Below are 10,500 nucleotides of genomic sequence, written 5' to 3' on the forward strand. Positions count from 1 at the left end.
TCACCACTCCGCGACGCTGCCGTCCTCGTGGCGCCAGACCGGGTTGTGCCAGTCAATCTCGTCGGACAATTCCCGGACGCGCCGCTCGTCGATGTCGATTCCCAGCCCGGGGTCGGTCGGGAGTTCGACGTACCCGTCGTGGTACTCGAACACCGACGGGTCCGAGAGGTAGTCGAGAACGTCGCTCCCCTGGTTGTAGTGGATGTCCAGGCTCTGCTCTTGGATGAGCACGTTGGGTGAACACGCGTCGACCTGGACACATGCCGCGAGCGCGATCGGTCCGAGCGGGCAGTGGGGCGCCATCGCCACGTCGTACGCCTCGGCCATCCCCACGATCTTTTTCACCTCGGTGATGCCGCCGGCGTGTGAGAGGTCGGGTTGGATCACGTCGACCGACCCGTTCTCGAACACCTGCTTGAAATCCCACCGGGAGTACATGCGTTCGCCGGTCGCGATCGGGATCGACGTCTTCGCTGCGAGTTCCGGCAGCCAGTCGTTGTGCTCGGGGAGCACCGGCTCTTCGACGAACATCGGCTCGTAGGGTTCCAGAGCCTGCGTGAGCCGCTTCGCCATCGGTTTCGACACGCGGCCGTGGAAATCGACGCCGATGTCGACCTCGGGACCGACCGCGTCGCGGACGGTCGCGATCCGCTCGCGGGCGGCGTCGACCGCGCCGGGGGTGTCGATCCGCCGGAGTTCCGCCGTCGCGTTCATCTTCAGTGCCGTGAACCCCTCTTCGACCTTCTCTTCGGCCGCCTGGGCGACGCCTTCCGGACGGTCCCCGCCGACCCACTGGTACACCCGCACCCGGTTCCGGGCGGGGCCGCCGAGGAGGTCGTAGACCGGCGCGCCGAACTGCTTGCCCTTGAGGTCCCACAGCGCCTGGTCGATCCCCGCGATGGCCGACATGAGGACCGGGCCGCCGCGGTAGAACCCGCCGCGGTACATCGTCTGCCAGTGGTCCTCGATCGGCGCCGGATCCTCGCCGAGCAGGTACGTATCGAGCAGCTCCTCGACGGCGGTCTCGACCGTCCGGGCTCTGCCTTCGACGACCGGCTCGCCCCAGCCGACGCGACCGTCGCTCGTCTCGATCCGGAGGAAGAGCCACCGCGGTGGCACCTGATACAGGTCGTAGTCGACGATCCGCGTCATTCGACCGTCTCCTCCATCCGGTCGTCGTTCGACCCGGTGTCCGGACCCGTGCCGGTGGTGGACTCGACGCCCTCCCGGTTCGGGATGGAATCGGGCGTCGTGGGGACCTCCCCGTCGCGTTTCGTTTTCAGCGACGCGCCCGTTTCGGGGTCGAACAGGTACAGCGCCGCCTCGTCGAAGGCAAACGACACCGACTCCCCGGGGTGTGGTCGGTTCGTCGGGTCGATGCGGGCGGTGACCTCCTGTTCGCCGAGCGTGGCGTAGAGGAAGTTCTCGTTGCCCATCGGTTCGAGCACGTTCACCCCTAGCTTGATGCCGTTGTCGACGAGTTGGATGTCCTCGGGCCGGATCCCCACACGGACCGTGCGTAGCCCCTCGACCGGGTCGGTCTCCGAGAGGTGGTAGCTGAACTCCCCGGGGCCGTCAAGACGCGCGCCGTCGACGGTTGCGTCGAAGACGTTGATGCTGGGTGAGCCGATGAAGTCGGCCACGAACTCGTTTACCGGGTCGCGGTACACTTCTTCGGCGGTCCCGACCTGCTGGAGCGTCCCCCCGTTCATGACGGCGATCCGGTCACCCATCGCCATCGCCTCGGTCTGGTCGTGGGTGACGTACACCGTCGTCACGTCGAGTTCGTGCTGGAGCGTCTGGAGCTCCGTCCGCATCTGTGAGCGGAGTTTCGCGTCGAGGTTCGAGAGGGGTTCGTCCATGAGGAACGCCTCGGGGTCCCGGATGATCGCTCGCCCCAGCGCGACCCGCTGCTGCTGCCCGCCGGAGAGTTCCTTCGGCTTCTGACCGAGGAGCTCTTCGATCCCCAGCATCTCCGCGACGTCTTCGACCTGCTGGTCGATCTCCGCGGCGGGGAGTTTCGTCGAGAGTTTCAGCCCGAAGCCGAGGTTCCGGCGCACGTCCATGTGCGGGTAGAGCGCGTAGTTCTGGAACACCATCGCGACGTCGCGCTCCCGGGCGCGGAGCCCGGTCACGTCGCGGTCGCCGAAGGTGATCCGGCCGCTGGTGACGTCCTCGAGCCCGGCGACACACCGGAGGGTTGTGGTCTTTCCACACCCCGAGGGACCGACTAAGACCAGGAACTCGCCGTCCCGGATCTCCAAGTCGACATCCTCGACCGCGAGGATCTTGTCTCCACCACTACCGAACTCCTTGCGTACCGTATCGAGTGTTATGCGTGACATAGGTGTCCGTTACTCCTTGACCGACCCCGCGAGGATGCCGCTGACGAACTGTTTCTGCAGGAACAAAAACAGGATGAAGATCGGGATGATCGACAGGGTGGCGGCAACCATGATCTGGTCGTAGTAGACGCGCTGTGCGCCGACGAGTTGGTTGATCGCGACCGGAATGGTGTATTTCCCCTGATCCAGGATGACCAGCGGGAACAGAAACAGGTTCCACTGGAACAGAAACAGGATGATCGACAGCGCCGCTAACGAGGATTTCATAGTCGGCAGCGCGATCTTGTAGTACAGCTGAAACTCCGTGGCGCCGTCCATGCGCGCCGACTCCAACAGCGCGTCGGGGATTGACCGCATGTTCTGTCGCATGAGGAAGATCCCAAGGGGGTTCGCGAGCCACGGCAGGATGATCGCCCAGTAGCTGTTGGTCAGCCCGATCTGGCTCACGAGCAGGAACAGCGGGATCACGAGCAGCTGGATCGGGAGGATCAGCGTGGCCAGGATGGCGTAGAAGATGGGCTGTTTGAACCGGAACTCGTATTTCGCGAACGCGAACCCCGCCATCGAACACAGGAGCAACGACAGGATAGTGTACACTCCGGCGATGAAGATGCTGCTCTCGATTGCACCCATGTTCCAGAGGTTCCAGAAGTCGTACGCGAAGTACACGGGTCCGAGATCAACGTACTGTGTCATCTCCCCGACGTGGCCCACGAACTGGACGTTCTCCCGCGCCCGCAACGCCCCGAAGTTCCCAAGGAAGCTGTCGCCCGGAATCAGTCGCGGATCGGTTGAGGAGAGAAACTCCGACTCCTTGAGAGTCGACGCAACGAAGATCCAGTACAGCGGCACCAGTGTCGTCACCGCCCCGAGCAGAATGAACCCGTAGGTGAGGAACTGCCAGACGGCCTCCCGCCGGGTCTCCTCACGCATCGGACTCACCGCCGACGTTGAGTTGGATCGCCGAGAGGACGCTGACGATCGCGATCAGAACGTACGTGAGCGCGCTGGCGTACCCCAGCCGGAAGTCGATGAACGCCGCCTGGTAGATGTACTGGACGATGGTGATCGTCGAATCCAGCGGCGCGCCGCCACCGTTGATGATCACCGGTTCGCTGAACAGTTTGAACGTGCCGATCGTGGAGGTGACGAACACGAAAAGCAGGACGGGTCGGAGCTGTGGGACGGTGACGTACCGGAACTTCTGGATCCGGGTCGCGCCGTCGATCTCCGCGGCCTCGTACAGCTGCTGTGGGATGTTCTGGAGCCCGGCGAGCAGGATGATCATGTTGTAGCCGGTCCACCGCCAGGTCACCGCGCCCACGATCGTCATCCGCGACCAAAACGAACTCGTCAGCCACGGAATCGCTGGAAGTCCGACCGATGTCAGGAGGTAGTTCACCAGCCCGGCGTCCTGCATCATGAGCAGAAACACAGTGGAGTACGCCACCAGGTTCGCCGACACCGGCAGCGCGAGGACCGTTCGGAAGAGCCCTCGGAGCCGCACGAACGACGCGTCAAGCGCGACTGCGAACAACAACGCCAACGCGACCATGATGGGCACCTGCACCACCAGGATGAACGTGGTGTTGAAAAGCGCTTGGTGGAACAGCGAGTCGGAGAACATGGCGGCGTAGTTCGCGAGCCCCACGAACTCGAGGTCGGCGATACTGGTCAGTCGGTAGGTCAAAAAGCCGGTGTCGATCCACAGCAGCGTGTCGTTCCCGACGCCGTTGAATCTGAAAAACGAGAGGTAGAAGGTGTAGACGATCGGAAACGCGAGGAACACGCCGAACAGAACGAACGCGGGGAGCAGGAAGACATACCCCACGATACCCTCACCCGGCGTCGGGACGAGTTCGCCAACAGACTGACGGGCAAAACGGAGCCGGTCGCGAACTGAGGGGTCGGGCCCCGGCAGGGAGTCACGGGTAGCCATCGGAGGTCCCTAAGCCAGGTCGCGGTCGGTTCGGTCTGCTACCTGTTGTGCCGCGGCGTCGACTGCCTCCTTGGGAGTCTTGTCGCCGGCCATCATGTCCCGGAAGTGGGTGTTGATCGCCTTGGTCACTTCGGGGGTGTCGACCGTGTACCGGTACGGGCTGATCTCCGGAGCGATGTCCGCGAACATGCGACCCGCGGGCTGGCCGTCCAGGAACTCGTGTGGCTCGTCGTACGCCTCGGAGTCGTAGGTGGTCTCGAGCGCCGGGAAGATACCGAACTCCCGGTACATCGTGAGTTGGTTCTCCGGGCGGCCCAGGGCGAACGACATGTAGTCCCACGCCCGGCGCGCTGTCTCCTCGGAGACCTGCGCGGGGATTGTGACATTCGACCCACCCCAGTTCGTCGCACGCGACCCCCCGGACTCGACGGCCGGCGGCTTGAACACGCCCCAGTTGCCGGAGGTGTCGCCGAGTTCAGCTTTCAGCGTGCCCTCCATCCACGCGCCCGCGGTGAGGCTTGCAGTGGTTCCCTCTCCGAAGGCGGTGAACCACGACGACGACCACGACGCGACATCGTTGGCAACGCCCGAGTCGCGGATCCGATTGAGGATGCGCGCGACTTGGAGGCTCTTGTCTGAGTGAATGTTGACCTCGCCGTTCGAGGTGAACGGCTGCCCACCGATCTGCCGGTACATCATGCGCCAGAGCCCGTCGTAGTCGTTCGACGGGAGGTTGAGGAGGTACTGGTCGTCGGGGAGCTTTTCACCTTCCTCGATATACTCGTCCCACGTCTCCACGGAATCGGCGTCGATATCGTGCTCGTCAAGCACGTCGCGACGGTAGAACGTCCCGACAGGGCCGATATCCCACGGGAGCGCGAACGTCCCCGCATCCGACTCGAGTGGGCCCCACTTGCCTTCGACGAACTCGCCTTTGATCCCGGAGTCTTCAAGCCACGCGGAGATGTCACGGAGGCCACCGGTACTGACCCACGACGCGGCGTCGACACTCTCCATCATTGACGCCGCCGGCGCGCCGGACCCCGAGAGCAGCGTCGATTTGAACTTGTCTTTCAGGTCCGCGCGCCCGATCTGGTTGATCGACACGGCCCCGCCGTTTGCCTCCTCGTACGGCTCGTCGACGAGATCGAGGGACTTTGCGGCGACGTCCCACCCCCACACCTCGATCGAATCCGCCATCGCCGGCCCGCTGGCCGCCGTGGTCTCGGCGTCGGTACTGCCGCCCGAACTCATACTGTCGCTCGATTCGGTTGTCTGCGTCGACGACGACCCCGGGTCGCCGGTCCCGGCACACCCGGCCAGTCCAGCGAGTCCCGCGAGGCCGACTCCTTTGAGAACTCGACGCCGTCCGACCGAATTCCTGTCATTATTTGTCATAATGATCCTCATCCAGTATGTGGGAAAACGCGTATTTAAAAGTTTGGTATCTCTCGGTTAGAACACGCGTTAGAAGCCATCTATCGGTGTTTTTGATTAGCGAGAGAACGTATTCATATTTGTTGTGTTTGGTATCGGTGAACGAAATCTCTGTTGGGAAGTCACGATATCGGGCGGTAAGACGCCCCTACAGCCTACTAACCCGCATAACCCGGAAATCGCCGCATACGTCATTATTTATCACTATTTACCGAGTGTGTTTCCTGTTACTGAACAGATTTTAAGACCTTCCGGCACGGACTACCGGGTGTGACCGAGTATCCGGTCGGGTCGGTACGCACGACTGCTCGTGTCGTCCGCGCGCTGGAGGACAACAGGGAGGCGGGTGTCACGGAACTCGCCGACGAACTCAACGTCTCGAAGGCGTCGGTCCACAACCACCTCACGACGCTGGAGCGGCTGGGGGTTGTTGTCTCCGACGCGGGGCGGTACCGACTCGGCCTCCGGTTCCTCGACATCGGGATCGGCGTGCGTGACGGGATGGAACTCCACCGGATCGCCCGCCCCGAAGTCGACGGACTCGCACAATCAACGGGCGAGGCAACTGCGTTGGTGGTCCCGGAGCACAACGAGGCGGTCTACGCTGCCGTCGAGACGTCAAGCCGGAACGATCGCCGCATCCGGCTGGGCAGTCGGGCCCCACTCCACGCGACCGCCGCCGGCAAGGTCGTCCTCGCGTACCGATCCCGGGAGGCGGTCGAAGAGTACGTCGAAACGGTCGGCCTCGACCCCGAGACCGACCGGACGATCAGCAACCGGTCGGAACTTCACACCGAACTCCGGTCGGTCACCGACCGCGGGTTGGCGTTCGATCGTGGCGAACTGTTCGACGGGATGCGGTCTGTTGCCGCACCGGTCAGACGCGGTGACGACACGGACGCGCTCGCGGGGGCGCTCACTGTCTTGGGTCCCGCAGAGCGGCTGTCGGGGAAGCGTCTCGAAGAGGACCTCCCGGGGATGGTACTCAGCGCCGCCAAACGGGTTGAACTCGAACTCGCGGACTGAGTCGGCGTCGGGCAGTGGCTGTCAGCCGGTGTCCCTCCCACCGCCGGCCGTTGGTTGTCCTTCTTGGGGGCGTGGCGTCGGTCGTACGGCTGGGGTATTTATCCAGACTGAACAGTTTTCTGTGACTCGCGATCGGTTAGTATGAATGAACAGTACCGCAACCAGCGGGCCCGTTCGTCGGGCGATTTATACTGCCGACTCCGGACGAGAACACGTGACTAGACACCACCACACCTGCTTTGACCGCCTGCTTGAGACCGGAGTCGTGGGAATCCTCAGAGGCGTCCCCGCAGGTCAGACCGTCGAAGTCGCCGACGCGCTACTCACCGGAGGCGTCGACGTGGTTGAGGTGACCGCCGACACCGACGGCGCCCTCGACAGCATCAGTCACCTCCGCGAGACCTTCGATCGATCCGACCTCCTCGTCGGGGCGGGAACCGTGCTGGACAGCGAGACCGCGGGAGCGGCACTGCGCGCGGGCGCGGAGTTCGTCGTGACCCCGAGTTTCGATCCGGGGGTGGTCGACACGTGCAACCGGTACGGGGCCGTCGTGGTGCCGGGCGTGATGACGCCAACCGAGGCGGTCACCGCCTACGAGGCGGGCGCGGACGCGCTGAAGATGTTCCCCGCCGCGACGCTCGGTCCCAGCCACGTGCGGAGCCTGAAGGGGCCGCTCCCGCAACTGCCGTTGTTCCCCACCGGCGGTGTCTCGCTCGACAACGTTACGGAGTTCGTCGACGCCGGGGCCGACGGGGTCGGTGTCGGCAGTTCGCTTGTCGACAGTGACGCCGTCGCTGCCGAGGAGTACGGGACGCTGACGGACCGCGCCACATCGTTCCGAACGGCTGTCGAGTCGGCCCGGCAGTGAAGGAGCCGTCTGCCGCGCAACCACGGAACACGGACACACTCCGGATATGGACGATACGCACCCTTATGTAGACCCTCGGTGAATTCGCGGCCATGCCCGATCTCGTGACGTTTGGCGAGACGATGCTCAGGCTGTCACCGCCGCGGGGAGAGCGACTCGAACGGACCCGGACGCTCGACACCGCCATTGGCGGTGCGGAGAGCAACGTCGCAGTCGCAGCCGCGCGGCTCGGGTGTGAGGCGGCCTGGCTGTCGAAGCTCCCGTCGTCGCCGCTCGGCCGGCGGGTTACCGGGGAACTCCGGAGCCACGGCGTGGAACCGGCGGTCGCGTGGGACGAAACCGACTCGGCACGGCTCGGCACGTACTACCTCGAATACGGCGGCACCCCCCGCGGAACCGACGTGGTCTACGACCGACGCGACGCGTCGGTCACGACCGCGACACCTTCGGAACTCCCGACCGCAACGCTCGACGACGCCGAACTGTTCTACACCAGCGGCATCACCCCGGCGCTGTCGCCGACGCTTGCCGACACCACAGAAGCGTTGCTCGCTGCTGCCCGCCGGGCGGGAACAACGACCGCCTTCGACCTGAACTACCGCTCGAAACTGTGGTCGCCCGACGCGGCGGGGGAGGCGTACACGTCGCTGTTTCCCCATATCGACGTGCTCGTCGCCGCAGAACGCGACGTGAACGCCTGTCTGAACCGGGAGGGCGACGCGATCGAGGTCGCCAACGCCCTCCTCCACGAGTTCGGGTTCGAGACGGTCATCCTCACTCGCGGGGCCCACGGATCGGTTGCGGTCCACGACGGCGATGCGCACGAGCAGGACGCCTACACCGCCGACACGTTTGACCCCGTCGGGAGCGGCGACGCGTTCGTCGGCGGGTATCTCGCGCGCCGCCTCCGAGGCGGCGACGTTGCGGACGCACTCGCCTACGGAGCGGCCACGGCATCGCTGAAGCGCACCATCGACGGCGACCTCGCGGTCGTCACACCCGAAGAGGTCCGAGCGCTCATCGCGGCGGATGGGGACGGCGGGATCTCCCGGTGAACCACCCCACCCTACTCGCTCGCTGAGGAAGGGGGCTCAGCGCCCGCAATTACCGCTAATACTGTCGGCTATAGTCACGTGACCGGTTTCGACACCCCGGGACGTGGAAAATCTTCACGTAGTTATGCCAACAGCTGACATCCTCCTCCGGCCAAAGCCGGAGGAATCCCGAGCGGTGGCGGCGTGTCTCCGACTCGACGCGCGGTTGGTCGTGCTCGACTCGCGGCCGTTCCGGCAGTGCCGCTGTCGTTCGTGGACCCCGTGACAAACCCGGCGTTCCAGCCGCTCACCGACTGGCGGCCGGAGATCGACGCCCTGACACGGCCGAGTCCACCTTCGAGGCGTCGACGGTCGAGGGCTGCCGTCTCGGATCGGTATACGTCGCGACCGAAAGTGGACCACAGCTGTCGGAGTCCGATTCCTCCCCCGCCTGACGGTGGGGTTCCGCCTCGACGCTGTGTGGACAACATATGTACGTGGAAGCCGTAGTTGTGGGTATGGAGCAAGAACACGAACGCGGTTCGAAGGCGGCTGATGTGAATTCGGTCGGAACCTCGCTGGTTGGCGGGTTCCTCGGCACGGTGACCGGACTGCGGAAGGGTGGCGTCGGTGGTGCCGTGATCGGCGGATTGGTCGGCGGAACCGCTGGGTATGTCGCGGGCGCGGCCGCCGACGCGAGTTCCACTCCGACGGACGATGAAGACATCGAGTCCATCACCATCTCGACTGATGAGGATAACGAGGATGACGCCGACGAGTCCGACACCGACGCGCACGAATCAGACACCGACGCGCACGAATCAGACACCGATGAGACCACCGACGGAGGCGAAGACACCGACGGTCCCGATGCCGACGTGAGCGACGATGCGACGGAACCGGACGACGTGCACGAGTAGGGCTCCGACAGAGCGTGTCATACTGTCGGCTATAACTACGTGAAGATTTTCGACACCCCGGGGTGTCGAAATACGTCACGCGACTATAGCCGACAGTATCAGTGACCCACGACTGAGTCGTGGGTAACTTATTGGACCGTCGGTACCGACACCGAGTCGTGGCGTTCGGACACCACATCGGATCGTGGGTCCGACTGTCGAAGGCAACCGGCAGGGCAACCCGGGGGGATCCCGAGCCTGGTCCGTCTGACGCCACCGTGTCGCGGGGTGCTGTTACTTCTTGATGGCTGCTGAGGAATCCGCGCCAAACTCGAGTTGTCGTTCGAGCTGCTTGATGCCGCTTTGATCAGTGGTCTCGAACCGATAGAGCCCGACGTTCACGCGGCTGGGATCCTGCTCGAACAGCTCGGGGCGCCACGACAGGTCCAGTTCCTCCTCGATTGCCGCTCGCTCGCCTCCAGGCACCCGCTCGATCGTTCCCGTGAGAAGCACGCTCCGCCAATTGAACGTCGTGTACACGTTGTACACCAGAAACCGCGCAGCGTCCGCGTGCTCACTCCGCTGCACGCGACCTCCCTGGCTCGAATCCGCGGGCCCGCCTCGACGAACGGACTCCTCGCTGCGCTCGTCGATACGGTTCGTCAGAAGTGGGTCGGGGCGGATTCGAACCGCCGGCCTGCTCCGTGTGAAGGAGCCGTCATAACCGGACTAGACCACCGACCCGTATCCCGGAGTTCCCGCGTGCCGGACTTAAGCGTTCTTCTTCGGGGGCTTCCCCGACCGCGACCGGTGCCTCATACTGATTACTTCCACTATGTACCGCCGAGCGCCGCCGCCGGGGGTAGTGCTCGGCGTTGACATCCTCCCCGCGCTAAAGCACTGTCTCTTACCCATAAGTCCACCAAGTTCCAAACAGACGTTTCAGACGCTG

10 protein-coding genes and 1 tRNA gene are annotated in these 10,500 nt (G+C 64.3%); 4 read left to right on the forward strand and 7 right to left on the reverse strand.

Translation table 11 applies throughout. From position 1 onward, the window contains the following. From dgoD to IEX72_RS13150, 5 genes are read right to left on the reverse strand one after another with little or no spacing between them, the layout of a single operon-like run. Entirely contained in the window at nucleotides 1-1,152 is a 1,152-nt protein-coding gene (dgoD, locus tag IEX72_RS13130) for a galactonate dehydratase (protein WP_188788082.1), read from the reverse strand. Then, nucleotides 1,149-2,345, reverse strand: coding sequence for an ABC transporter ATP-binding protein (locus IEX72_RS13135; protein ID WP_188788084.1), 1,197 nt, complete (start codon nucleotides 2,343-2,345; stop codon nucleotides 1,149-1,151). Before IEX72_RS13135 ends, dgoD begins: the two co-directional genes overlap by 4 nt. Before the next feature lie 9 nt (nucleotides 2,346-2,354). Next, a complete protein-coding gene (locus IEX72_RS13140) occupies nucleotides 2,355-3,278 on the reverse strand; it encodes a carbohydrate ABC transporter permease (RefSeq protein WP_188788088.1) in 924 nt (307 codons plus the stop codon). Next, nucleotides 3,271-4,284 (reverse strand): carbohydrate ABC transporter permease, encoded by a 1,014-nt coding sequence (locus IEX72_RS13145; RefSeq protein WP_188788090.1) that lies wholly within the window; start codon nucleotides 4,282-4,284, stop codon nucleotides 3,271-3,273. Before IEX72_RS13145 ends, IEX72_RS13140 begins: the two co-directional genes overlap by 8 nt. Nucleotides 4,285-4,293: 9 nt before the next feature. Continuing rightward, nucleotides 4,294-5,682, reverse strand: a complete 1,389-nt coding sequence (locus IEX72_RS13150) for an ABC transporter substrate-binding protein (protein WP_188788092.1) — start codon at nucleotides 5,680-5,682, stop codon at nucleotides 4,294-4,296. A gap of 309 nt (nucleotides 5,683-5,991) precedes the next feature. Here IEX72_RS13150 and IEX72_RS13155 point away from each other — a divergent pair, with 309 nt between their 5' ends. From IEX72_RS13155 to IEX72_RS13170, 4 genes are all read left to right on the forward strand, one after another. After that, a complete protein-coding gene (locus IEX72_RS13155) occupies nucleotides 5,992-6,747 on the forward strand; it encodes an IclR family transcriptional regulator (RefSeq protein WP_188788094.1) in 756 nt (251 codons plus the stop codon). A gap of 214 nt (nucleotides 6,748-6,961) precedes the next feature. Then, nucleotides 6,962-7,615, forward strand: a complete 654-nt coding sequence (locus IEX72_RS13160) for a bifunctional 4-hydroxy-2-oxoglutarate aldolase/2-dehydro-3-deoxy-phosphogluconate aldolase (RefSeq protein WP_229663842.1) — start codon at nucleotides 6,962-6,964, stop codon at nucleotides 7,613-7,615. 92 nt (nucleotides 7,616-7,707) lie between these two features. Next, nucleotides 7,708-8,670 carry a bifunctional 2-dehydro-3-deoxygluconokinase/2-dehydro-3-deoxygalactonokinase gene (gene kdgK1 / locus IEX72_RS13165; RefSeq protein WP_188788098.1) on the forward strand — a complete coding sequence of 321 codons (963 nt, stop codon included), beginning with the start codon at nucleotides 7,708-7,710 and terminating at the stop codon, nucleotides 8,668-8,670. 497 nt (nucleotides 8,671-9,167) lie between these two features. Next, a complete protein-coding gene (locus IEX72_RS13170; protein WP_188788100.1) occupies nucleotides 9,168-9,569 on the forward strand; it encodes a hypothetical protein in 402 nt (133 codons plus the stop codon). Nucleotides 9,570-9,842: 273 nt separating this feature from the next. Here the strand turns inward: IEX72_RS13170 and IEX72_RS13175 are convergent, their stop codons facing one another. Further along, nucleotides 9,843-10,136 carry a pyridoxamine 5'-phosphate oxidase family protein gene (locus tag IEX72_RS13175; protein WP_188788102.1) on the reverse strand — a complete coding sequence of 98 codons (294 nt, stop codon included), beginning with the start codon at nucleotides 10,134-10,136 and terminating at the stop codon, nucleotides 9,843-9,845. Between the two features lie 81 nt (nucleotides 10,137-10,217). Continuing rightward, nucleotides 10,218-10,292: transfer RNA gene (locus IEX72_RS13180), tRNA-Val, on the reverse strand. Nucleotides 10,293-10,500 lie beyond the last annotated feature (208 nt).

Source organism: Halobellus salinus (genome assembly GCF_014646875.1).
GTDB classification, from domain to species: Archaea; Halobacteriota; Halobacteria; order Halobacteriales; family Haloferacaceae; genus Haloquadratum; species Haloquadratum salinum.